This window comes from Pyrofollis japonicus (assembly GCF_033097485.1).
Lineage (GTDB): Archaea > Thermoproteota > Thermoprotei_A > Sulfolobales > Pyrodictiaceae > Pyrofollis > Pyrofollis japonicus.
Genome location: NZ_AP028634.1, coordinates 1874903 through 1898161, shown reverse-complemented (window position 1 = coordinate 1898161; position 23259 = coordinate 1874903). Strand labels below are relative to the sequence as shown.

The 23259-nt window shown below is 45.4% G+C and carries 27 protein-coding genes and 4 tRNA genes; 11 read left to right on the top strand and 20 right to left on the bottom strand.

Annotated features, from left to right (window positions below):
• Window positions 1-19 precede the first annotated feature (19 nt).
• Together SBG41_RS09975 and SBG41_RS09970 are read right to left on the bottom strand one after the other, a co-directional pair.
• The gene (locus SBG41_RS09975; protein ID WP_317895387.1) at window positions 20-1216 is read right to left on the bottom strand and encodes a citrate/2-methylcitrate synthase; all 1197 of its coding nucleotides are present in this window, start codon (window positions 1214-1216) and stop codon (window positions 20-22) included.
• 179 nt (window positions 1217-1395) lie between these two features.
• Window positions 1396-1504, bottom strand: a tRNA-Pro gene (locus SBG41_RS09970).
• Between the two features lie 130 nt (window positions 1505-1634).
• Here SBG41_RS09970 and SBG41_RS09965 point away from each other — a divergent pair.
• Entirely contained in the window at window positions 1635-1904 is a 270-nt protein-coding gene (locus tag SBG41_RS09965; RefSeq protein ID WP_317895386.1) for a 50S ribosomal protein L38e, read from the top strand.
• 138 nt (window positions 1905-2042) lie between these two features.
• On the top strand, window positions 2043-2762 hold the full coding sequence (locus SBG41_RS09960) for an MBL fold metallo-hydrolase (protein ID WP_317895385.1): 720 nt from the start codon (window positions 2043-2045) through the stop codon (window positions 2760-2762).
• A 74-nt stretch (window positions 2763-2836) separates the two neighbouring features.
• On the opposite strand, the gene SBG41_RS09955 is transcribed toward SBG41_RS09960, so the two are convergent.
• Both SBG41_RS09955 and SBG41_RS09950 read right to left on the bottom strand, forming a co-directional pair.
• Window positions 2837-2914: transfer RNA gene (locus SBG41_RS09955), tRNA-Thr, on the bottom strand.
• A 62-nt stretch (window positions 2915-2976) separates the two neighbouring features.
• A complete protein-coding gene (locus SBG41_RS09950) occupies window positions 2977-3852 on the bottom strand; it encodes a DMT family transporter (protein WP_317895384.1) in 876 nt (291 codons plus the stop codon).
• Between the two features lie 140 nt (window positions 3853-3992).
• Between SBG41_RS09950 and SBG41_RS09945 the strand changes: the two genes are divergently transcribed.
• Window positions 3993-5228, top strand: a complete 1236-nt coding sequence (locus SBG41_RS09945) for a tRNA (guanine(10)-N(2))-dimethyltransferase (RefSeq protein ID WP_317895383.1) — start codon at window positions 3993-3995, stop codon at window positions 5226-5228.
• 75 nt (window positions 5229-5303) lie between these two features.
• Here SBG41_RS09945 and SBG41_RS09940 read toward each other — a convergent pair whose 3' ends face one another.
• The 3 genes from SBG41_RS09940 to SBG41_RS09930 form a co-directional block, all read right to left on the bottom strand.
• Entirely contained in the window at window positions 5304-5738 is a 435-nt protein-coding gene (locus tag SBG41_RS09940; protein WP_317895382.1) for a helix-turn-helix transcriptional regulator, read from the bottom strand.
• Between the two features lie 224 nt (window positions 5739-5962).
• Window positions 5963-6847 (bottom strand): transcription initiation factor IIB, encoded by an 885-nt coding sequence (locus tag SBG41_RS09935; RefSeq protein WP_317895381.1) that lies wholly within the window; start codon window positions 6845-6847, stop codon window positions 5963-5965.
• Window positions 6844-7260: an H/ACA ribonucleoprotein complex subunit GAR1 gene (locus SBG41_RS09930; RefSeq protein WP_317895380.1), complete on the bottom strand. Its 417-nt coding sequence runs from the start codon at window positions 7258-7260 to the stop codon at window positions 6844-6846. The genes SBG41_RS09935 and SBG41_RS09930 overlap by 4 nt, the downstream gene beginning before the upstream one ends.
• A 121-nt stretch (window positions 7261-7381) precedes the next feature.
• Between SBG41_RS09930 and SBG41_RS09925 the strand changes: the two genes are divergently transcribed.
• From SBG41_RS09925 to SBG41_RS09910, 4 genes are read left to right on the top strand one after another with little or no spacing between them, the layout of a single operon-like run.
• Entirely contained in the window at window positions 7382-8278 is an 897-nt protein-coding gene (locus tag SBG41_RS09925; protein WP_317895379.1) for a ketopantoate reductase family protein, read from the top strand.
• Window positions 8279-8280: 2 nt separating this feature from the next.
• Entirely contained in the window at window positions 8281-9633 is a 1353-nt protein-coding gene (locus tag SBG41_RS09920; RefSeq protein ID WP_317895378.1) for an RsmB/NOP family class I SAM-dependent RNA methyltransferase, read from the top strand.
• A 31-nt stretch (window positions 9634-9664) separates the two neighbouring features.
• Window positions 9665-10255 (top strand): inosine/xanthosine triphosphatase, encoded by a 591-nt coding sequence (gene yjjX, locus SBG41_RS09915; protein WP_317895377.1) that lies wholly within the window; start codon window positions 9665-9667, stop codon window positions 10253-10255.
• A 34-nt stretch (window positions 10256-10289) separates the two neighbouring features.
• Complete coding sequence (locus tag SBG41_RS09910) at window positions 10290-10685, top strand: 30S ribosomal protein S8e (RefSeq protein ID WP_317895376.1); 396 nt, start codon at window positions 10290-10292, stop codon at window positions 10683-10685.
• On the opposite strand, the gene SBG41_RS09905 is transcribed toward SBG41_RS09910, so the two are convergent.
• The 4 genes from SBG41_RS09905 to SBG41_RS09890 all read right to left on the bottom strand — a co-directional run bounded on the left by SBG41_RS09905 (window position 10682) and on the right by SBG41_RS09890 (window position 14219).
• The gene (locus SBG41_RS09905) at window positions 10682-11848 is read right to left on the bottom strand and encodes a DUF763 domain-containing protein (RefSeq protein WP_317895375.1); all 1167 of its coding nucleotides are present in this window, start codon (window positions 11846-11848) and stop codon (window positions 10682-10684) included. The genes SBG41_RS09910 and SBG41_RS09905 overlap by 4 nt on opposite strands.
• A 164-nt stretch (window positions 11849-12012) precedes the next feature.
• Window positions 12013-13137: a M24 family metallopeptidase gene (locus SBG41_RS09900; protein ID WP_317895374.1), complete on the bottom strand. Its 1125-nt coding sequence runs from the start codon at window positions 13135-13137 to the stop codon at window positions 12013-12015.
• 153 nt (window positions 13138-13290) lie between these two features.
• Entirely contained in the window at window positions 13291-13827 is a 537-nt protein-coding gene (locus SBG41_RS09895; RefSeq protein WP_317895373.1) for a hypothetical protein, read from the bottom strand.
• Between the two features lie 305 nt (window positions 13828-14132).
• A tRNA-Ser gene (locus SBG41_RS09890) sits at window positions 14133-14219 on the bottom strand.
• Between the two features lie 64 nt (window positions 14220-14283).
• Between SBG41_RS09890 and SBG41_RS09885 the strand changes: the two genes are divergently transcribed.
• Window positions 14284-15015, top strand: coding sequence for a helix-turn-helix domain-containing protein (locus tag SBG41_RS09885; RefSeq protein WP_317895372.1), 732 nt, complete (start codon window positions 14284-14286; stop codon window positions 15013-15015).
• On the opposite strand, the gene SBG41_RS09880 is transcribed toward SBG41_RS09885, so the two are convergent.
• A complete protein-coding gene (locus SBG41_RS09880) occupies window positions 14975-15367 on the bottom strand; it encodes a nascent polypeptide-associated complex protein (RefSeq protein ID WP_317895371.1) in 393 nt (130 codons plus the stop codon). The two genes, SBG41_RS09885 and SBG41_RS09880, sit on opposite strands and share 41 nt — an antisense overlap.
• Window positions 15368-15508: 141 nt before the next feature.
• On the opposite strand from SBG41_RS09880, the gene SBG41_RS09875 reads away from it, so the two are divergent.
• Entirely contained in the window at window positions 15509-16783 is a 1275-nt protein-coding gene (locus tag SBG41_RS09875) for an MBL fold metallo-hydrolase (RefSeq protein WP_317895370.1), read from the top strand.
• Between the two features lie 173 nt (window positions 16784-16956).
• On the opposite strand, the gene SBG41_RS09870 is transcribed toward SBG41_RS09875, so the two are convergent.
• The 3 genes from SBG41_RS09870 to SBG41_RS09860 form a co-directional block, all read right to left on the bottom strand.
• Window positions 16957-17127 (bottom strand) — tRNA-Tyr (locus SBG41_RS09870).
• An 84-nt stretch (window positions 17128-17211) separates the two neighbouring features.
• Window positions 17212-17601: a hypothetical protein gene (locus SBG41_RS09865; RefSeq protein WP_317895369.1), complete on the bottom strand. Its 390-nt coding sequence runs from the start codon at window positions 17599-17601 to the stop codon at window positions 17212-17214.
• A gap of 209 nt (window positions 17602-17810) precedes the next feature.
• Window positions 17811-18188 carry a DNA-directed RNA polymerase subunit G gene (locus tag SBG41_RS09860; RefSeq protein WP_317895368.1) on the bottom strand — a complete coding sequence of 126 codons (378 nt, stop codon included), beginning with the start codon at window positions 18186-18188 and terminating at the stop codon, window positions 17811-17813.
• A 122-nt stretch (window positions 18189-18310) separates the two neighbouring features.
• Between SBG41_RS09860 and SBG41_RS09855 the strand changes: the two genes are divergently transcribed.
• A complete protein-coding gene (locus SBG41_RS09855) occupies window positions 18311-18769 on the top strand; it encodes an Lsm family RNA-binding protein (RefSeq protein ID WP_317895367.1) in 459 nt (152 codons plus the stop codon).
• A complete protein-coding gene (gene tgtA / locus SBG41_RS09850) occupies window positions 18766-20355 on the top strand; it encodes a tRNA guanosine(15) transglycosylase TgtA (protein ID WP_317895366.1) in 1590 nt (529 codons plus the stop codon). Before SBG41_RS09855 ends, tgtA begins: the two co-directional genes overlap by 4 nt.
• Here tgtA and SBG41_RS09845 read toward each other — a convergent pair whose 3' ends face one another.
• Genes SBG41_RS09845 through SBG41_RS09825 form a run of 5 tightly spaced genes read right to left on the bottom strand, consistent with a single transcriptional unit; the run spans window position 20356 to window position 23203 of the window.
• Complete coding sequence (locus SBG41_RS09845) at window positions 20356-21099, bottom strand: proteasome assembly chaperone family protein (protein ID WP_317895365.1); 744 nt, start codon at window positions 21097-21099, stop codon at window positions 20356-20358. It abuts the gene before it with no gap.
• Window positions 21100-21126: 27 nt separating this feature from the next.
• Window positions 21127-21597: a PUA domain-containing protein gene (locus tag SBG41_RS09840; protein ID WP_317895364.1), complete on the bottom strand. Its 471-nt coding sequence runs from the start codon at window positions 21595-21597 to the stop codon at window positions 21127-21129.
• A 17-nt stretch (window positions 21598-21614) separates the two neighbouring features.
• Window positions 21615-21941 carry a hypothetical protein gene (locus SBG41_RS09835; RefSeq protein WP_317895363.1) on the bottom strand — a complete coding sequence of 109 codons (327 nt, stop codon included), beginning with the start codon at window positions 21939-21941 and terminating at the stop codon, window positions 21615-21617.
• A complete protein-coding gene (locus SBG41_RS09830) occupies window positions 21938-22582 on the bottom strand; it encodes a haloacid dehalogenase (RefSeq protein ID WP_317895362.1) in 645 nt (214 codons plus the stop codon). Before SBG41_RS09830 ends, SBG41_RS09835 begins: the two co-directional genes overlap by 4 nt.
• A gap of 21 nt (window positions 22583-22603) precedes the next feature.
• Entirely contained in the window at window positions 22604-23203 is a 600-nt protein-coding gene (locus tag SBG41_RS09825; RefSeq protein WP_317895361.1) for an adenylate kinase family protein, read from the bottom strand.
• Between the last annotated feature and the right edge of the window lie 56 nt (window positions 23204-23259).

The window sequence follows — 23259 nt, the reverse complement described above, 5'->3', positions numbered from 1 at the left end:
TTTCCATATTTTGGAAAAATTACCTCTTACATCTTTCTTCTAGAGGCTTATAAGTCAAGCCCCGTGGTCCGTCGTAGTCCTCCTTTGGCCTGATAATCTTGTTATTGCTTACTTGCTCGATGTAGTGAGCAGTCCAGCCAACTACCCTGCCTATCGCGAATATTGGTGTATAGAATTCCTTGGGTATCTTTAGGAGATAGTATAGTGCACCAGTGTACAGATCAATGTTGCTCGGTATCCTCTTTAGCTCCCACATAGTTTTCTCTAGCTCGTTTATCATATCGAGGAATTTCTTGGCCTCGCCGCTTGTCTCTGCAAGCTTTTCGAGCCATTCTCTTAAGACATCAGTTCTCGGATCATGAAGCTTATAGACACGGTGCCCGAATCCCATTATCTTCTCGTGTCGTTTTAGCTTCTCCTCAACATACCATCTAACGTTTTCAGGTGATCCTATTTCTAGCAACATTTCGATTGCTTTCTGGTTCGCCCCTCCGTGAAGCGGGCCTTTTAGTGCTCCTATTGCTCCTGCTATAGCTGAATACATGTCGCTAAGCGTTGAGGCTATAACTCTTGTAGTAAAGGTTGAAGCGTTGAAGCCGTGATCCATATAGAGTACGAGGCTTGATTCAAAGGCCCTTGCCTCGGTATCAGTAGGCATGTTGCCTCCACGTATCATTCGAAGCACGTCTTTAGCGTGGTTTAGTGATCTATCGGGTTCAATTAGGCGGCCATAGCGTGAGAGGTGCCACCCATTTATAAATAAGAGTGGAAGCTTTGCGATGATACGTATTGCTCTATCATAGAGCTTATCAATGCTTAAGTCTCCTTCATCAGGGTCATACATGCCTAGAAGTAGGAGACCGTAGGAGCCATAGAACATGGGGTGGGCGAAGGGAGGGATTTGCTTAAGTGCGTCTATTACCTTTACGGGTAGCCATCTTTCGGAGTTAAGTTTCTTACTAAACTCTTTGAGCTCGTCTTCACACGGAAGCCTGCCGAATAGGACCAGGTAAGCAGCTTCTTCGAAGCTCGCATGCTTGCCTAGATCATCTATTCTGTAACCACGGATTATTGTTATCTGGCCCTTAGGGTCAACATATGATATCTTGGTTGTATCGACTATTACGTTTACACAGCCCTTGGGTATCCTAATGTACTGTGGTTCTGCCTTTGTTTCCTTTGTTTCTTTCTTAGCCTCGGTTTTCTGCCCACACATTATGACCAGCCTGTAACTCTCCACGTTTCATATAATTGCTACGCCTATTAATTAGTGTTAGTATCCCACTACAAAACTACTATCTTTGCGATATAATCATACCTTTCAAATATAATGATTATTTCCTTGATTCTAAAGCTGAGCTGTTGATTAGTGAACAAAAGATGCGGGAGAAGTAGTGGTGGGCCCGCCGGGATTTGAACCCGGGACCACGGGGTCCCGAGTCGGGCTCGGCCCCATGTGCGGGAGCCGGGTACCCCGCATCCTACCAAGCTAGACGACGGGCCCGCCTAAGCTCCTCCCAACCGTATCGAAGTACTCTGTACTTTTATCTCGGGTTATTTTTCTTTATCGAAGCATGGGAGACAGTACGCTTTTAGAGGCACCCAGTACACGCTGAGGCATCGGGGATAACGCTATGCCCGTTGAGCTAAAGAGCGAGGACGAATTTCTAAAGGTAGTTGAACGTGCTAGGGAGTGCAGAGTCAAGCTAGGCTATCGGCGAGTCGAGACAGAGGAGGGGCGCAAGAGGATTAAGGTATTGAAGGTTAAGGCTAGGACGCCTAGATACCTATACACGCTAGTGTTTGAAGACATTGATAAGGGAATAGATTTCGTTAAGCAGCTTAAGGATAAGTGTGGAAGCTTAGTAGTTCTTGACAAGGAGATCGAGGATAAGCTAGGGTGACAACGAGTACGCTTCGCCCTTTTTCAGTACTTCTTAATTGATAGCCAAAGACCAACATGATTCTACCTTATATTTTCGCTTAAGGTACGTAAAATAATACGAGACTATTACCCTACCTTTTACTTGGTGAGGCCTTAAATGCTTCTCATGAGGGCAATTATTCTAAATGACAACGTTGGTGCTCCTGGGCTTCTTAATGAGTGGGGATGGAGCCTATACATAGAGGCAAATGGGAGACGAGTTCTCTTTGATGCCGACACGAGCCCTGAGGTAATTAGTTACAATGCAAAAAGACTTGGTGTTGATTTCTCGTTCCTGGATTTCGGGTTCCTTAGTCATCATCACGGAGACCATTATGGCGGTTTCTCTGCTGTCGCGAAAGCAAAGCCTGGGTTGCCGGTCTATGCACCGCCCGGTGAAACATCTTGGGCCCATGGATTACCTCTAGCATTGAAGATAGTCAGGGAACCAGGAGAGATAGCTCCAGGTTTCTATTCATCAGGGCCTCTCGAAGCATGGACCAGCTTCTATGAGCAAGCTCTCGGCATAAGTCTCGGCGACAGATTAGTAGTTATTGTTGGCTGCAGTCATCCCGGAGTCGATACTCTTGCAGAAAAGCTATACAGCTTGACTGGTTTACCAATCTTAATGGTCATTGGCGGTTTCCATGAGCCAGAGACCTGGAGACTCGATAAGTTAGCTGACTTGGCCGACTACATTTGTCCCGCGCATTGCAGCGGCTCTAGGGCAAAGCACTATGTTGCAACACGTTACCCGGAGAAATTCTGTAATGTTAAAACGGGATCAACAATAACTATAACCAGCGATTACAAGATCATTATCAGAAATTACGAATAAGAGTATAGAATAGTGCCTTCGCCCTAAGGAGTTACAGAAGCCGAGGACGAATTGAAGGCCCGCAGTAGCGTGTTTGGAGCCGCCGCCGGGATTTGAACCCGGGACCTCCGCCTTACCAGGGCGGCGCTCCAACCAGGCTGAGCTACGGCGGCCTCCGTGGGAGAACATAGCTATTAGTTAACGCTGTTAAGTTTTTTGCGGTTAAATTGTAAAGCTATCCACGATTCACTAGCGTTATCGCTATTGTAGCTAAGATCGCTGCCAAGAGATGCCTAATGGTTGGTTTTTCTTCAACCCTTTTCCCTAAAACATGGACAAACAATACTGTATGTAGGGGAAATAGCCCTATTAGTACCACTACTTTTGCGACACTAAGCCCTGTTAATGAATAATAACGTGATAATTGAGCAAGAGCTACACATACTGCTGCCATTATCATGTATGCATGTTCTTTTCCAAGCCCTGCAAGTTTTCCATACTCACGGCGTCTATGGACAAGTATTGCTGCAAAGGGTATTGCTACTGTGTATGAGATAGCTGTACCTTCAAACGGGTCACCGCCGTTATAGGCTGCATACCTTACTAGTAGAGTTGATGAGGCAAAGACGAGGCTCGCAGAAATCCCTGCCAGCACACCTTTTGTATGATGTAGTCCCTGGAAAGGATTCCCGCTTGGCTTTGAAGATGCTAGGTAGATTGCGGCCATGAAGAGCACTAGCCCTATAAGCTGAAGGGTTGACAGAGCTTCGCCTAGGAAGGGCCATGCAAGAAGAGCAGAGATTGCCGTAACGGGGCTAGTTACAATTGTCGCTGTAGCGGCACCGAGGGCTGCTACAGCCATGTAAAAGAGCAGCCGTCCCAGAACAAAGTTAAGTAATCCCGCAATAACGTAGGCTAGAATAGCGCTACTCGCCAGTGACTCTACTCCGCGAATTAGCACAGCTAACCAGAGTAAAGGCGTTCCAACAAGAAGACTTATGAGGAGATTTACATGTGGACTAAGCGTCCTTGAAGCCGCCCTTACAAGGCCATCGCTGATGCCAAAGAGTAGGCCGGAGAGAAATGCGACTGCGTAGTATTTTTCGAGCAATACTCTTTTGCCCCACGGGCACAGGGTTCCCATGTGGAGATAAGATTTCTCCGGCAAGTGCTACGAATGCGCAGTACAAGAACCAGAGAAAGCTGCTCACAGCTTTTTAGCAGGATTAGGACTAGGCAAGGTGTCAACAAATGCTCGGCAGGGAAACATTAAAGGTTATTGAGGAGAGGCTTGGTTACCCAGTAGAAGTTATAGAGGAGGGTAGTGTCCATGTCATTGTTCCTAGGCGTGATGCCTATCGGAGGCCAGACGGTGTCTATGAGCCTGCCTGGGCTCCGGTCTTCTATAATCCAAGAATGGCGTTGAACCGTGACCTCTCGATTCTATTCCTTCGCGCCTATAGGCAGCTAAGGGGGCTAGAGAATGTAGTAGTTTTTGAGCCGCTTGCTGGCAGCGGTGTTCGCGCATTACGCTATGCTGTTGAGGCTGATGCTACTGTGTATGCTGCTGATCTGAGCCCTGCGGCTGTGAGGTTAGCATCGTTAAACGCTATGATGAACGATGCCAGCGAACGAGTATGGTTCTTCTTGAGCGATGCTAACGAGTTTATGGCGAAACTCGCGAGGCGGGGCACTAGACCAGTCTTAGTAGATATTGATCCCTTTGGCTCGCCTCTGCCCTTTCTAGACATTGCTATAGAGTCCTTAGGCACGCGCGGAGTTATAGCAGCAACCGCGACAGATACCGCTCCTTTGTCGGGCACTCATCCTAGGGCTTTGCGCAGAAAGTATGACGTTGTTCCCGGTAGGACTGCCTGGGAAAAGGAGCAAGCTGTTAGAATACTTGCTGGCTATATAATTAGAAGGGCTGCTGCTCACGAGTATGGTGCACGTATACTGCTAGCTTATTATACGGACTACTATGTGAGGGTTTTCGCCGAGCTCCAAAAGGGTGCAAGAAGAGCCGATGAATCCCTGGAAAGGCTTAGCTATGGCGTATATTGCCCGATTTGCAACTATACGGGCTACGTCGATGAGATTAGTAAACGATGTCCTAATTGCGGCGCACCTGCTATAATTGTTGGGCCTCTCTACAAGGGGCCTCTATGTGAACGTGAAATCGTGGAACTAATGCTTCGCGAATCTGAAGGCGCCAAGCTTGCTGAGAAGAGAAGGGTAGAAAAGCTTCTTACAATGCTCCTGGATGAGTGCAGCATAGAGAAGCCATACTATAGGCTTGACAAGATATGCAGTATGTTGCATTACAGCATGCCGAAGCCAGTAGAGGTTGTTGAAGCACTGCGTAGAAAAGGCTTCCAAGCTGCACGTACACATTTCGATCCTCGTGGCTTTAAGACAAATGCTCCACATAATGAGGTTGTAGACACGGTTCTAGAGATAGCTGTGCAGAGACAGACGCGAGAATAATAATTTTATACAATAATAATTTACACTATATCCTAAGATCTATGCAAGCTTTTATGAGGGATAGGCCTTTGTTTATTACTCTGAAAGAAGCATGCGGAACCTGTTTATTTTCGAGTTAAGCCATGCGGCTAGAATAGGGCATGTAGATGGATCATAGAATCCGCCATTGTGGCACTTATCTATGTTTTTGCAAGTGAAACACGGTACCTCCAAAGCACTACCTATCTTCACGCTTATCTTTGGCCGCTTCTTGACCTGTTTTGCTAAGAATAGCTTGTATGTACGTCTGCCGTTATGAACTGTTGGTTCACGTACTATTAGCCCTTTTTTAAGCAAGCGAAGTGCTAATCGTGAACCTTCACGACTATCTAGGCCCAGCAGCTTCCAGAGCTCATGCTGGTATATGCCTTCGTCTCCACGTTCCTTTATTAGTTCGAGAGCCTTAGCTTCGATTTCTTCAAGATTTGTTCTACGCGACCCTCCGACCGGCGAATCTATTATAGCTGACAAGGTTCTCCATCACCGCCTTTCTACGGACATTTTATTCTAGCTCCCGTATATCTCGCGCTTGGAGTGGACGCTAGTATACGGGGAAGCTAATCCGTTCTATTATAGTATTCTTGCTGCCACCCTATAACTCTATCTGGTTTTAAAACAGTACTAAATTCAAAACATCGCAGAGCTGTGGGTACAATACTCCTCGAATTTAGGTTTATGACGTTAGCGTGAAAAAGCTATAAGCGTACTTCAATGTAGAAGTTATCAACTATGTCTCTGTACCGGTTACGAATTGTTGCGTCAGTTACGTTAATTGTACGTGCTACTGCTAGCTGGTTTCTCTTCTGATCAAGGAGTATTGAGGCAAGGTATACTGATGCTGCTGCAAGCGCCTCTGGTGGCTTTCCCTGAGCGAGGCCTGTGCTTACTAATAGGGTTGCAAACCTCATTGCAAGGGTTTCGACTTCGCCGCTGACATTGAGTTTTGATGCTATCCTCGACACAAACATCTGTGGACGTGGAGGCGCTGCTGGTCGTACTCGGAGCTTCGTTACTATACGTCTATACGCCCTCCAAACATCTTGTTCGTTTACTCCAAGCACTTCTGCAGTATCTCTCATGGTTAGTGGATGCTTCTCTATTCTCGCAGCAATAACAGCTGCAGCAGCAATGTATTCAGAGATATTGTTTTTGCGCAAAATGCCCGTATTGTAGAGCTGTCTCAGTATTCTAGCCATAGTCTCAGAGACGCGGCTTGGTAGGCGGAGCTTACTTGCTGCACGGTTTGCTTCTTGCAATATGCTTATTAGTTTTTTCTGGCCGTGGCTACGCAAGTTAGCTTGCAACGCAACGAGCTTTCTAGCTCTCAGCTCGGTACGCTTTGCATATATGTATGTTGTTAATCCTTGGTCGTGTATCCTTGCTGTTAAGGGTGCTCCTACCCTGCTTCGTCTTGCACGGTCTTCTTCGTTAAAGCTCCTCCACTCTGGCCCCAGATCTATAGGCGATTCTTCAATAACGTATCCGCACTTGCTGCAAACAAGCCTTCCATCAGGAAGTCTATGTGCATAAAGACGTAAAGGTGCACCACAATTAGGGCATACAAGGGTATTTGAACTCATTTCCTCGCGCCCCGGCCTTTCTTTTCTCCGCGACGGGCCCGCCCCCTCTTACGAGGCTGCTTTAATGAAGCCTTCCTCCTAGGCGCCTCCTTCCTAGCTCTTTGTATTGGCCTGGCCCCCTTTTGCCCTATCTTTCTCCTAGATGCTCGCCTTTGAGGCTTCTTGCGCGGCTTTGGTGGCCGATAGTAAAGCTTGCTGCCTTTTTCGATACGTGTTTCCTTCGTTGCAGGCTTTACGACTGCATAGGGGTCCTTGATCGGCCCTATTATATCGAGCAAGGTACCTACTTTATTCATTTCTTCGTCGAATACTGGAACGTTTAGCGGCGGTAATTTGCTGTCCTCAAGATCGAGTTTAACCACTATGTACCCGTTACGTGCTTGGTGGAGTACCGTGCCTAGCCGCTTTAGCATCCCAGAAGCCCTCTTTTAGGCGGGGGCGGGCCCCCTTAATCTTGCTACTTGAATATCTTAGAGTATGAGCGCGCTCCTCGGGTTAAAAGGGAGTGGGGCCGTAATACCCAGGGGAAGGATTATGCCAAGAGTAGCTGTAATCGGTTGTGGAGCTGTAGGGCTGCTCGTGTCTGTTGCCCTTGCAAGCCAAGGCCTTGTAACTACATTGTACTGTATGCGTGATCAAGATGTTGTCGAAATACTTAGAGATGACGGCGTCATAAGGGTTACTGGGCGTGGAGAGGCCTCAGCAAAAGTATCAGCGGCTCACATAAGCTTTATGAGAAAGGGCTACGACGGTGTCATATATGCATCTAGGCTTAACGACCTTGAAAAAGTGGCAACTTTTGTGACGCGTATTTTAGGAAGGAACACTGAGCACATATTTCTTCAACCAAGCATCTACGTTCTACGAGTGGCTAAAAGTAGTGGATTAGATCCAGAGTTTCTCGCGCTCTATACTTGCGTTAGACGAATTGGGCCATCAATTGCTGAATGGGTTGGCTTGGGTCAAGTAGAGGTTTCAGGTAGTGGAGAAATATGCGAGTATATAGTTAATGGGCTTAAATCCTTGGGGCTCACTGTCTCGGAGAACAAGAGGCTCGAAGACGCTGTATGGAATTATTTTGCCGCAAATCTTGCAGTACAACCAGTTTCAACCATAATTGGCATACCGGTCTCAAGAATAAAGCAAAACAAGTATGCACGTGGAATTGTTGAGCAATTGTGGCGAGAAGCTGAGCTTGTAGCAAGGGAAAACAATATATCGCTTAGAACGGGTGCCCTTGAGACGCTTCTCTCTCTACGTGGCTGTGTTCCTCGGATGCTTCAAGACATAGAGGCCCGCATAAGGACTGAGATAGATTATATTAATGGTGTTTTGCTTCGAGAGGCTCTGGAAAAAAGACTCCTCGTACCCTATAATGACTCTGTGTACATGATCGTTAAGGCATTGGAGGAGAGCATGGTGGGCAGCTAGGCATGGTGCTGCGAGTAGAACGGGTACATGCAAAGGCCCTTATAGAGGCCTTGGAGCTCTCGGAGCATTATAAGCCGTTTCAAGAAGTCAAGAGAAGGGTTTTCAAAAAGTATGGGCTTCTCGGCTCAAAATACGATAGGGTATTTACTGCTCTCATGTATCGACTCTATAGGCTTCAGGGCATACTCGATAGGACTATAGCTGAAAGGATTGGAATTAATCCGTCTCGTAAGCCTTCTGCTATACGTCAAGCTCTGAGGCTGTCTGTTGTTCTGGCTCAGTTTGATGAGGCCGGTGACGAGGATTTCAATGAGAGGCTTCTCTATTTTATATCAAGGTTTTTGTCTAAGCGCTTCGGTGTAGAAGAGGCAGACAATGTGATTAAGCTGTATAAGGGCTTACGCTCAAATCCGTGGAGGCCTAGGAATCGGAGGGAAGAACTCGAATACAAGTACTCCATGCCATGGATACTCATTGATGCTCTACGCCGCCTTTTGTCATGGAACGAAATAGAGGAGTTTGCTAAGAGCATTAATACGCGAAACCCGTTGCTAGGATTCCGTGTCAATACCTTGAAGGCACGGCTCGAAGAGGTTCTCAGCGAGCTTCAAAGCCTCGGAGTAGAGGCTTGGCCTAGTGAGAGAGTTCCCAACCACATAAGGTATCGAGGCAGTCTTGACTACCAGAAGTTCAGAGGACTTAGGGAAGGAAAAGTCGTGCCCCAAGACGAGGCCAGTGCAGCTGCAGGGTACTTACTTGGAGCCAGGCCGGGGGAGACAATATACGATCTCTGTGCCGCGCCGGGCGGAAAGACTACACACTTAGCCGAGCTTGCCCACAACTTGGCTCTAGTAGTGGCAATGGATATACGTCATGACCGCTTACTAAGGCTCCGCGAACTCGCATTACGTACCGGCACGCATAGCTCTATTCATATTGTTGCAGGAGATGCTAGGAAGGCATCGCTGCTTCTACGAGGAAGAGCTGACCGAGTACTACTCGATCCTCCATGTACTAGTACGGGCTCGCTGGCCAAGTACCCGGAGGCGCGCTGGAGGCTGAGCGAGAAAACAATTAAAGACCACGTTGCTAAACAGAGGGCAATGCTTCTAGAGGCAGCTAAGCTCCTTAAGCCAGGCGGTAGACTATTGTACACTGTGTGCAGTATTTTGCCCGAGGAAGGAGAAAGAAACATAGAATGGTTCTTAGCAAACGTTAAAGGATTCGAACTAGTACCCTTAGAGGACCCTTATGAGGCTTCACCGCTTCTACCCGGAACTATGAGGTCCTGGCCTCATAGACATGATACTAGCGGCTTCTTCTACGCTTTACTTGAAAAGAAAAAAGAAGTCTAGACATTATGTAGACCTCTAGGGTCGCGTCATCATGGAAAGCAAGTGGTGCAGAGTCGCTGTAGGCTCGCTTAACCCCGTCAAAGTCAACGCTGTTAAGACTGTTTTCAAGATGCTCTGCGAGGCAGAGGTTATCAGTACTAGTGTGCCAAGCGGGGTACCCCCTCAGCCAATAGGGCTCAAAGAGATAATAGAAGGAGCTCTCAATAGAGCTCTAGGCGCACGTGAGAAAACGGGTGCAGATTACGGTGTTGGCATTGAAGCAGGTGCAATAATTACCGCGGTGGAGCCCCTAGAGCTACAAGCAGCAATTATCGTTGATAGCGAGGACAAGGTGTCTATCGGGCTCAGCCAGGTATTCCCACTACCGCGCCGATGGCTCGGGATGATTAAGAAAGGCGTTGAACTCGGCACCATAGCATCAGAGGCTACAAAGAGGAAAAACATTGGCAAAAAACTTGGCCTAATCGGGTACCTCACACACGGACTAATCACTCGTACAGATTTAACGCGAAATGCACTAATTATGGCTCTTGTGCCGAGACTCAACCCTCAATTATATCCTGAACTCCCAACAGTAGAAGAGGTAAGAGACAAGCTCAGCAGAGAGAACTTAATAAGCTGAACCCTTCTGTGGTTGGCTTCGGGGGTAAAGGAATATGGGCATTTATCAAGGAAATGACCTAAAGAAGCCGACCGGTGGTAAAAAGAGGCGTCACCAGAAGGTTAAGAGAAAGTACTGGATGGGGCGTTTCCCGACATTTACGAGGCTCGACGTAGCTGAGGCTAGAAAGATTATCCGGGTTAGGGGAGGAAACACCAAGGTTAGGCTGAAAAAAGCAGCATATGCTAATGTTGTCGATCCTTCAACAAATACGGCTAAGAAAGTTAAGATACTGCGCGTTCTAGAAACACCTGCTAATCCACAGTACGTTAGATCCGGTATCATAACTAAGGGAACTATTATAGAAACTGAGCTTGGAAAAGCTGTCGTTACATCGAGGCCCGGCCAGGATGGAGTAATTAATGCTATACTTCTTGAGAAGAAGGCCTAATATTTTGGCAAAAGGTTTGCAAGTGCTTTTATCCTCTCTATGACTCTTCTCCTATGCTTTTCATCTAACTTTGCCTCTTTAACAACATTTTCAAGAAATTCTAGGACTTTGCGGGCATAATCGGTTCTGAATGGGAACGGCACACCGTCTTTTCCGCCAACGATATATGCATATCTAAATGGGTCTATTGGTTGGCGGGCTGGATCCTCATGACTAACTGGGACACCGTATATTAGCTCTGCTACGAGTGCAAGGCTTCGCAAGGTCGAGGGACCTACCCCCTCTATGAGTATGAGTTCTTCAACGTTCTTGGGCTGTATTTCGTAGATTCTTTGGAGCACTTTTTCTATGCTCCTAGGTGGTTTTTGTTGCGGTTTGTACACGCGTCTTACAATGTTGATTCTATCCCTCATCTCGCCGCTAATCCACATAGTTAGCGGGGCTATACCTTTAGCTAGGCGATGGGCTTCCAATATCTCGCGTATAATTTTCCTCGGATTCTCTTTACACAAGTCAACTATGACGCCTCTTGCCTCCAGGCTTCTCTTACTTGTCAAATCAATAACCGCTTGTTCTCTTCTAGCGGCAGCTATACCGCTATGAGGCTCCAAGCTCGGTATAGGGGGAAGTGGCCCCATCCAATGATAGCGCCTAGCAAGCTTTACCTCGGTGTTCATTCCTTGCTGTATTACTACCCAATCACCTGTCTCAGCAACAAGCACGGAATGGTGATAAAGCTGGTATCCGTCTTGAAGCAGTACTGTATCCGTCTTAGCGCTTAGCCTTGAAACACTTACCAGGTATTCAACAGTATTGGATGACAAGCCTAGCTCGTCACCAATAGTCTTTAACTCCATAGGCGTCTCGCGTGCCTTCTTCCCCTTGCCTCCAGCAATCTTAATTCCTAAGTTGGACTCAGCAAGCACCTGCTTAACGATACCAATGGTTACAGTTGTAGAGCCACTACTATCCCAGTCCATACCTATGGAATTATTGAATGCTTGAAACCATATAGGGTCGGCGAAGAATCTCACCGTTTTTGAAACACCATGAAGCTCTACCATAGCCTCGAGAATTGCCTTAGCAAGCCTCCTCATATAGGCGGCTAGCCATGGTGGTACATGTCCACCGTGTAGTGGAAGCTCAGCAACACCGTAAACCATTGTAGGCACCTCATTACATCTAGGAGCAGGCTAACATTCTGTCACAAACCTATGGATGGCGTTCTCCAAGCTACACTTTTGGCAATAATATTACTAAATAATTAATGCTAGTCTCGTCATATCATCTACGAGATTTAGGAGTAGTTTTAGAATATTATAAAATGTCAGAGCCAGAGGCGGGAAGGATATTGAGTTAGCTTCTTAGCTCCCTTCTTTGTTACCAGAATCATTTCCTCAATTCGTACGCCGTATTTTCCTGGTATGTAGACGCCCGGCTCTATAGTAATTACCATGCCAGGTTCTAGCACCACATCGCTGCCGAAGCTAATGCGTGGAGGCTCATGTATTTCTATTCCGACACCGTGTCCTAAGCTATGGTTAAAGTAGTATGCAAGGCCATGTTTTCTCAATACTTCTCTCGCCCTCGCATCTACTTCGCCTGCCTTAATACCTGGAGCTACGGTATCAATAGCTTCTTCAACAGACTCTAGAACAGCCTCAGCTGCTTCTCGAAAACCTTCTGGGCCCTCATCTAACACAAGTGTTCTCGTCATATCACTACAATATCCCTTGTATATTGCGCCAAGGTCTATCAATACCGGCATGCCCGGCTCTAGGCGGCGACGACGTGAAGGCATTGCATGGGGATAAACGGTGTTCTCGCCAAAGGCAACTATTGGTGGGAATGAATGATCGTCTGCGCCGAGTGCTCGAAAAGTATACTCTATTATTCCTGCTATTTCTTGCTCAGATACACCATAGTCGAGGTTTTCAATAGCTGCTCGTAGAGCCTCTTCTGCAATCGATATAGCTGTTTCTATTCGTTCAAGCTCCCACTGTTCTTTAACCATTCTAAGTCTCACTATTCTATCTGTGACGGATGTTAGTTGAAGTTTCTTGGAAAGGTCTTGAAATAGAGCTAGGCTGTTAAGATCTGTTCCCGTTTTAGAGCCTTCGCCTATAAGATGTACAATTGCGTCAACAAGGCTCTTTTGCAGCACTTTCTGGCTTGGAGCAAGCAATAGGTCCTCGGGTAAGCCGTAAGGCTGATATGCAATTACCTCTATCTTATCTAGAAGACCCGTCTCCTCTAAACTATGCATAGCGTTTAGATATTCAAGCGGCGGAGTAAGCAGTACGAAGCCAGTGTTTCTGCTATACAGCAGCATACCTGCTCCACGATAACCTGTAAAGTAGAACACGTTCGGCGGCTGAGAAACCAGAATAGATGAAACATTTTCCTCCTCAGCTATAGTAATGAGCTTTTCCAGTCTATTCTCATATACCACAGCATGCACCAAGTATAGAGTAGCTGAGCTAATGCAGTAGAAAAATGTACTCTGGTATGACTAGTTGTTCAGTTTAAGTATCATAACTTTAGTATAGTAACTTTTTAGAAGAAAACTATGATATAAGAGGGTAATTTAATTACAACCTTATCTTCAAGTTCTTGAAGGAATTATCTGTTCAACAATTATCTCTAGTGCCTCGTCTTCACTTGTGGGTAACCTCGCTTTCATGTTAAGCTTTGCACTTTTATTGCTCTGCTTTAATACTTTGAGTACAACTGCTGCAACAAGCATTCCCTCAGGGCTTAGAGGAAACTCTTTGTAGCCATACTTTGAAAGTACCTTATATATTGGCTTAAATATGCTATCTGTAATCTTTATTGAGAAACGACGTAACACATAGCTGTGCTTCACTTCAGAAGGCAGCTCCTCTACTTTAACGTCTTTTGCTATTCCGGTCGCGACAAGACTTCTCTCTATTGCTTCAACTAACTTTTCTTCGCTATACTCTATATCGCCTACTAGCTGATCAACAATATCCGAAAGGAGATTACCAACTTCTCGGAGGAGCATTTGCGTCATGCCGCCGAAGCTTTTGCCTAGAGTCTTACCTATAACTACTTGATAGCCAAGCACTATGGCGTTAATAGTCATTAGTACTCTATTTATATCCCTCCACTCTGTATTCATCTTACCTACACCTTTAATTATATAGTTCACACTAGCCGCCCTCACTTTACGCTCATCCAGCGCCTTCACTTTTACCCCCCAGTACTCTGGGGTATTAGTTCTCATCTATCTTATTATTTTCCTAATATCATAGTAAGAGATTAACCCCTTTTATATAATTTATCTCAGACAAGATTAATTTCATATTAGATTACATTTTGCATTACATAACAAGGGCACTATATACGCATATTGAATTAAACCATGGAAGACGGTGGATTTCGATATAGAAGTTGGTCAATGGCCGGTGGGGCTTGCTGTTTGGGTGGCGCCGGGGGCGGGATTTGAACCCGCGCGGGGTAACCCCCACCGGCTTAGCAGGCCGGCGCCCTACCAGGCTAGGCGACCCCGGCATCCATGAAAGAGAGTATTATAGTTTGTTGGGGTGGTTTAAGTCTTTCTCGGGTGGTTAGCGTTTTGTCTAGCCTTGTGTGGCCTCCTCGGGCAGTCGTTGACTATATTGCCCGCCATATTGCTGGGGAGATAGTGCTGAGCAACAAGCCTGGCAGCGTGATGAGGAAGTGGCGTGAACTGTTTGGTGCAAGTCAGCTTGAAGTTGCTCATCACATGGGGGTTAGCCCAAGCGTTATAAGCGACTATGAGAAAGGGCGCCGTGTTCCAGGATCTTCCTTTGTTAGGAGGTTTGTTGAAGCACTCATAGAGATTGATGCTGAGCATGGCTGGGTTACTGTGCTTAGGCTTGCTAAGAATTTTCAGATACACTACCTAAGCGCAGTTATCGATATGGCTGAGTTCGAGCATGGTGTTAGGATAGACGATGTCATTAAAGCTGTTCGCGGCATTCCGGTAAACTCTTTTATCGAAGAACAAAGAGTTTACGGCTATACCATAGTCGATAGTATTAAGGCTATTCTTAGCCTTGCTGGTAACGAGTTCTTCTATCTTCTCGGCTCTACGTCTCAACGGGTAGTAGTGTTTACTAAGGTTACGAGTGGTAGGAGCCCGATGATAGCTTTACGCGTGTCTACAATTAAGCCTGCTGTTATAGTTCTTCATGGAACGCGTAGGCTTGACTATCTCGCCGCTTGGATAGCCGAGTCAGAAAACTTGCCCGTTATACTTAGTACGGCAAGAGATGTTGAAGAGCTTACGAAGAATCTTCGAGCGCTCGCTTTCTCTCCTCAATAAGCATTATTGCTGCTGCTATATCGCCTCCAGCTTCTTGAAGTGCTTGTTTAGCTTCTTCGATACTGACTCCTGTCTGTTCTGCAACAAATCTTGCATCTTCCTCGCTTATTTGTTCTCCTGCCGGCTCACTAATAGCTATTTCACGCTCTTCAATACCCTGACCCATTACCTGGAGCATGACGGCACCCCCCTTCATTCGCATCAAGAGAACTTGTGGCGATATAATTACCAGCTCCTTTCCCTCGGCAGTATGTATGACGACTTCCTCTGCATTAACCGCTTCAATTTTTACGTCCCTTAGCCCTAGGCGTTTGAGCTGCTTGCGAAGCTCTTTAGGGTCAAAGCGAAACATTCTCTTCCTGCCCCCTAGGAAACGATGCTTCATTAGAGTTTATAATAGTTAGTTTGCATCCTTTCAACCACAAGGGTCTACACCACCATTTAGCAGAGGCCAGAGATATCATTGTAAGAGTATAAGGGGTGATGTTATGAAATGAAGTACTCAGTTAAAATACTCGGTGGAGGTAAAGAAGTAGGAAGACTATCAGTTCTCGTAAGGAGAAGTAACTCCCCGAAAGGTGTTTTGCTTGATGCTGGCGTAAACTTCGACGACGAAGACAGGCCGGTTTTCGCTGCAACATATCCGCCAAAATATGTTGACGCTATAATTCTCAGCCACGCTCACCTAGACCATATAGGCACTGCACCACTTTACTTCATTTCAGGATCTCCTAAGGTGTATGCTACGAGGCCGACCAAACAAATGGCTAAACTAATGCTTGAAGACTTTCTGAAACTTAATGGCTACTATTCTCCATATGAACATCGAGAAGTAAAAGCTCTCTTAGAGAACACCGAGACTGTGAGATACGGGCAGAAAATAGCCTTAGGCAATGATATGGAGGCAGAGTTCTATTCTGCTGGACATATACCGGGTAGTATGATAACAGTGCTAAATGCTAATGGAGAGAGAATCGCGTTCACGGGAGATCTAAACAATATTGAGACAAAGCTGATGAAGCCAGCTCATATAGACTTGATAGGAAAAGTTGACGTACTCATAATGGAAGCAACATATGGAACAACAAGGCATCCTCCACGCGAAAAAGCAGAGAAAAGGCTTATCTCAATAATAGAAGAAACTATTGACAAGAAAGGAACGGTTCTTATACCGGCTTTTAGCATTGCGCGTGGACAAGAAATAATGATGATACTAGCTAAATATGATCCACCCGTGCCAGTCTATGTTGATGGAATGATAAGACAAATTACTGAGATATTTCTAGAGAATAGCGATTATATAAATAATCCGGATCTCTTAAGGAAAGCCTATGAAAACTTTAACATTGTAAGAGGATGGAGAGACCGAAACCGTGCATGGAAGCACCCGTCGATAATAATTGCATCTGCAGGCATGCTTAAAGGCGGACCAAGTCTTTATTACCTTAAACGTATTGGAAGAAACCCGAGAAATGCTGTCGTCATGGTGAGTTTCCAGGCACCTGGATCACCCGGCAGGCGAATATTAGAGGAAGGCTTGATGCCGGATACCGAGGAACCAGTAAAAGCAAGGGTCGAGTGGCTTGATTTCAGCAGTCATGCAGACAGAGATGTTCTTCTCGACGTGGTTAAGAAATTAAGCCCTTCAAAACTCATAATAGTTCACAGCGAGGCTGACGTAGCTGAGGGTTTTGCAAAGACAGTTGAATTAGAAGAAGCAGCGGAAGACGTTATCATTGCAGAAAACGAAAAAGAGTATGAAATATAAAACTTATACAAAACTATTATACTAGGCAGCTAAAGAAGCAAGCAATAAGTACCACTTTCTTGCTTCTCTTTGACCGTATTATATACTGTTATAGAGAGTTCTGGATAGAGCTTAGGAGAGCTAATCAGTTTGTGTGAAAGAAGTAAGGCCGGGATGCGGGGAGCCGGGTTGGGTGGTCCCGCCGCGGGGATTCGAACCCCGGACCACCCGGTATCTGCTCCCCCAGGCCCCCTTTCCTATTGGCCGGCGCGCCCTCATCCCACCCCCTTACTGGGGGTGTTGGGCGCGCGGGGGGCCTGGAGCCCCACCTACAGCCGGGCGCTCTGCCGCTGAGCTACGGCGGGATCCGTGGACCGCCATGTAATACTGGTCACTATACAGTTAGGCGGGTTTAAGGTTTTTGGTCAAAAATGTTCAACGTCTGTTCCTTAAGCATGCTTAGACTTTGCTTTAGGATTTTCTTTTGCTTTGTATGCAAATAGTACAGATGTATTTCTGTTAATTAGTTTGATAACTTCTTCTAATAGTTTGTCATTTCCTTTTCTAATGCATATAGTAAAGCCGTTCTCTGAAGGCCCACTTACTAGGACTTCACCATATTCTGCCGATATGCTTGCGACAATTTTTGAAAGATATGCTGTGTCGCTAAGTAATCTGCTATAGGGGGATATCCTTGATGCAACTACGTTTATGCACCGCGTGCCTATATTGCTTCTAAGCCTTAGAGTTATTAACACAGTAATCGCTAGTATAATAACCATGAAGAGAATTAGTATAAGGCTTGTTTTGCTGCTTTTAAATATACTCAATATATTCATTAAAAAAGTCAACCTTCCTAATGAAATGGACATCGCGAGTATCGAGAAGAGTAGAAATAGTAATGGGATAATGAGGCCAGATGCTGGGCTAGGCCTAGCTAAAGCCGAGGCCCCCCTACTTATTGTAGGTTTTGGCTGTTAAGGCTTGGGGCAGTGTGTTCTCCGAACGTGTCTCCGCAAAATAGGGCTTAAGAAATACTAGCCAACATTCATGATAGAGGAGCAATCTTTACGTATATCCTTTCAGTTGGCTCTAGATCAAGTTCTTTTCTAGACTTTATCTTGAAGAGAAGCCCGCCGATCGATACGAGAAACGCTATAGAGTTATCATCTTCCTTTCTCTTAGAGACAACTGTGCCTACTCCAACGAAGTCAACGCCATCCCTATAGCTCGGTGTAGACCGGGAAAGGACGACTTCAACCCGCGAGCCCTTGTTAAACAATATTAGGTCCTTATGCATGTCCATCTCTACGATGTACTCATTATCATCACTCTTTATCCTAGCTATAAATAGCCTTGGAATAAGCTCTTTTTCAATATCCTCAACTATTCCCGTAAACTTAACTATTTCTTCTTGCTCCGGCATCTCGTACACCCAGTTGCGGTTTGAGGAGTTACAGAGACCCAAATATGTTAGCCGGTAAGGGCACGATTAGCCCTACCTATATATTTAGCTAAGTGTCTCTGGATAAAGCCGGTGTAGTAGTAATGGCTTCAATGATTGCTCCTCCGTCATCGAGGCGCTTTCTAACAGAACTATCAAACCTTATCGGTAAGAGGGTTGAAGTTGTGCTCATAGATGGCAGAAAGTACGTTGGCCGCCTTCTCGGCTTCGAGCATCCAGAAATGAACCTCGTGCTTAGTGATGTAAAGGTTGATGACCAGACAATACCGAGGCTATTTATAATGGGAAGAGTAATAGCCGAAATAAGAGCCTACGAGACAACGATATTTGATCCCAGAGAATTTGCGGACTATGTTGCCAAGAAGCTTGGACTCAGACCTGATGCTATAAGGGTGTACCCGGATGCAGGCGTAGTAATGATATATAATAGTATACGTGTAACCGCGGAAGGCGTTGAAGGGGCTGGCCCCCTCGCGGCAAAGGTTAATTACGTACTCAAAGAATATCTTGAGGCCAAAAAGAGGGGAGAACCGCTCCGTTGAAACAAATAGGTTTCTTCGAGATAAAGGATAAAGACCTTGGCGGCAGGATAGGAAAACTCTATACGCCACATGGAGTGCTTGAGACACCAGCACTACTTCCTGTCATAGACGTCGTAAGACAAGAGGTACCTATCGAGGAAATCGAGAAAGCTGGGTTCAGAGCAGTAATTACAAATGCATACTTGTTATGGAAACGGCTTCGAAAAGAAGCCCTCGAAAGAGGAGTACACGGCGTACTAGGATTTAACGGTATTATAATGACTGATTCAGGTGCATATCAAATACTTGAATATGGAGACATAGAAATAAAACCGAAAGAAGTAATTGAATTCGAAAAAGCAATCGGAAGCGATATTGCCGTAATTCTAGACATACCTACTGGGAATGCTCGGGACCGAAAGCAAGCCGAGTACAGTGTCCAAGAAACTCTTAGACGAGCCCAAGAGGCCGTCCACCAAATAGATGCAGACAAACGCGTTTGGGTTCTACCGGTACAAGGGGGTCCCTTTAGAGACCTCGTAGAGAAAAGCGCAAAAGAATCCGCAAGACTCCCATACTATCAGTTATACGCCTTAGGGAGTCCAACAGTTCTACTAGAGAGATATGACTACCCTACTCTCCTTGACATGCTGTTTACGGCACGCACTAACTTGCCCCTTACTAAGCCGCTACACTTATTTGGCGCAGGACACCCCATGGTGATTCCATTCGCTGTTGCTCTTGGAGCAGATATGTTTGATTCGGCATCTTATATCCTATACGCAAGAGACAATAGATATATGACGCTTCGACGCACATATAGACTTGAAGAACTCGAAGAGTTTCCATGCAGCTGCCCAGTTTGTACAAAACATACGCCCAAGGAATTACTAGAAATGCCGAAAGCCGAAAGAACACGACTACTAGCATTACATAACTTGTATGTCCTGCGCCAAGCGATAAACGAAGTTAAAACAGCTATAAGGGAAGGAAGGCTATGGGAACTCTTAGAAGAAAAAAGCCGGGCACACCCCTCACTCGCAAAAGCCTTTGCTAATTTCCGACACTACGTGGAATTCTTAGAAAAAGTGTCTCCTCGTATTAAGAGCAATAAAGCTAAAGGAATCTTCTTATACGGGCCCGAAAGTCTCTTTAACCCTAGGATAAAATATCATTATAATTCAATTCTAACACGTTATAGGCCTAGGAAAAGGGGCACCTTAGTCCTGCTCCCTATAGATCCAGATGCAAAACCGTTTACGAATTCAACAATTTATAGAGAGATAAGAAAAATGTTTAACGAGCACAATGCACATATAGTTGGATATATACAATATATTGGCATTATACCAGAAGAACTTGCAGAAACGTATCCGCTCTCACAATTTGAGGCGAACATCTACCCATATGAAGAAGTGATTAGCAAAACGGCAAAAATCGTTGAAGACTACATTACAAGGAATAAAGCCACGTATAATAAGATCGTCATTGTCGTCTGTAAAGGGATGCAGCCGAATAATGCCGTCTCACGGGCGATTATTGACCGTCTAAGCGAAAAAGGCTTACCAGTAGAAATCTTTGAAAAAGATTGTAACAAGAAGTCCTGACTACATATACGATCTTTCTGGCGCAGGCGATGATAGCATTTGTTGCTGTTTCTCAAGCATCGCTATTGTTTCCTCAATCTTCTTTGCCTCTTCAAGCAGTTCGGCTGTGCTAATATTTACTCCATATAATTCATTAATTTTCTCAATAGCTACCGCTGCTGCACGTGGATCAGGCCTCATAGCCTCAGTGTACGGCAGTATGGCTAGTGCTGGATAGTTATAGATCTCCGCATATAGTAGGAGAAGGGCGAGAGGACCAACAACATAAAGCCCCTTGCTCATCCGGGGCTCGCTTAACTGTCTACCGTAAGCCGATGTCGCAACCCAGCGTAGCTTTTCATCCTTTTCACGAAGCCGTGCATCGAAGCCTCCGATGAGCACTGCTTCACTAATCTTTAGCCACGAAACGAAATTCACTATAGCTTCTGCAAACCTGCTTCTTTCTTGAACAACAGGAATATCGTGGTTCACAAGCACACCGAATTTCTTACCATTGTTTTCACAATAATATAGCGTAAATGGCCCTACTACTCCTTTCTCATCCGGCGAAGCTTCTTCCGGCATATATTTTGTTGCTACAAAGCCGGCTTTTTGACAATAAGGCTGATTAGCCAAATGAACCGTTGCGAGATACCCTACTGCTCCAAATCCTTTGAATCCGGTGATAAAGAACTCGCTGTTTTTAAACTCGTCAGAAAAGTATACCTTGATAGTCTTAAATCTATAGACATTATACGTGCCCATATAGCTACACCCCTTCATTGTTCTTAGTTACTCCTCCTTTCTAACCCTCTTGCGCACACGTATGGCTTCGCTACCGCAGCCCTCTCTTATTTCTAGAGGCGATAAACGGAGCCTTCCAATGCCAAGCAATTCTTTTTCCTCCGACAATATTATTACTTCGTCGCCGGGTCGAAGCTCTTCATCAATACTTATTATCTTATAGCAGGGAATGCTTTTACTAATTTCATTACTATTTACAATTGCTCTAAGCCTTGGCTCAGGTAAAGCGAGAAGGCGACGAGCACCATTAATGGATAATGAGTACAGATAATCATGTGCCCGGAGAACAGCCAGGAGTCCCTCTGAGCCATAAATCTCTCTTATTCTCCGCGTGGCTGGCGAAATACCTACAATTACATCATCGGGTATTAGTAAATCACCTGCGGGATAGCCGAACTGATAGTCTGCTATAGCTCGAAGTCTTAATACCTCAGATCGGGTTGCACGCCTTAGCCGCAATTTTCTAACCCTTTTTCTTAGGATTCATCGCATCTGAGCCTTTTACTAATCTTTTCAAGGTCTACAACGATGAATGGATCCCTTGAGTCTAACCTAATGTCTTCAATCCCGATTTCGCGCAGTTCTTTTAGGAACTTTTCTTCAGAAACTATTTGTGCTAGAACATCGGTGAAACGAGCATATCCAGTTTCCCATACACGATGGCGGCGCCACAAGCCGTAAAGATATATCTTAAGCTTCTTCTGTCCACTAGCATGCGCCATGCTAAGCACTAGTTCACCACGATCCTTCATGTATTTACAAAGCACATACCTAAATGCTTCAAGAGGGTTCATTTTCTTCAAGACGTAGAACCGCCCATCCTAGCCTTTATCGCCAATAGGAGAGACTTTGTATCATCGATTAATCGCCGAGCAACATCAACCTTGTGCCTGACGCCAGGCATTAACGCATCAGGATATTCTAAAGCCCTCAGCTCATAGTACATCGTCTCCATTATGTCAAGTATTTTTTCAGCTATACTAAGATGGCCGATCCTCATAAGATCAAGTGCGAGACGTCTAAGCTCACCAAGTGTATCTCCGAGACCTTGTAGATAGGGAACTTCGGAAACACCTAGCTCTTCGGGGCGGGGCAAATAGCCTTCTACAAGTAGGCTATAGAATGCTTTAGCTTCAACATATTCTGATAACACATTGTATACGAAGCCGCTTTCTCTGAGAAACGAATCAGTTGATGCAAGGCTAACAAACTCCTTGACTATTTCATCCATTTGGTCTATGTGCTTCTTTGCATCCTCCAGTAATCCTCTATGAATAGCATTTATGGCCCAGCCCGATAATCGTATTATATCACGTCCATTCTTTATCAGAGTATCGCGTATTTCTTCACGCCTAGATAGCACATTATCAATACTCGATACAATACTTCTTACATGCTTAGAGAAGCTACTAAGCTCTATCTTCTCCAGGCCCCTGAGTTCCAAACGCGACACCCCGCTTGCCTCCTAGGTATAACGCTCTATTATTCTCATTATCTTCTCTAATTCTTGTGGACTTAGAGAATCTAGCCAATTAATGCAGCACTTACTTTCAGATACTCTAATAGCGGCAATAACTTTCTCTACAGCTTCTTCCGGAGTTATACGACTTGTATCAATTTCGATAACAAGTGCTCCCTTTCGAATAGCCTCCAAGGCTTCACCTATGAGAGATCCCAACAGCTCGGCTTCAACATTTTCTACTATTTTTCTTTGAGGCCAATTACGTCTAGAAAGTCTCTCATAAAGAACAAGTGGATGGACACGAGTAAATACGATTATATCAGCAACCCCCGCATCAAGGAAGGGCTCTAGCCAATGTGTTTCTATAATATATCCCCGATATTCTTTAAGCTTATTAACGAGGCCTTCATACTCTATCACAAAACTCCTTCTATCCCTATCATATTGGCTCCATAAACCATGCCAAAGCACAATCCAGCTTAGTGTGACAAAACGCCGGCTAGTCCGCCTAGCAATCCTCGATCCAAGTACTGTTTTCCCTGTACCTGGTACACCAAAAAGTATAATCGTCTTAGTGCTGCTCGTAACACTATCTATTGCCAAATTTGATCACACTTCTCAACAGTAAATCATATCTAAATACTGGATACCTTCCCAAA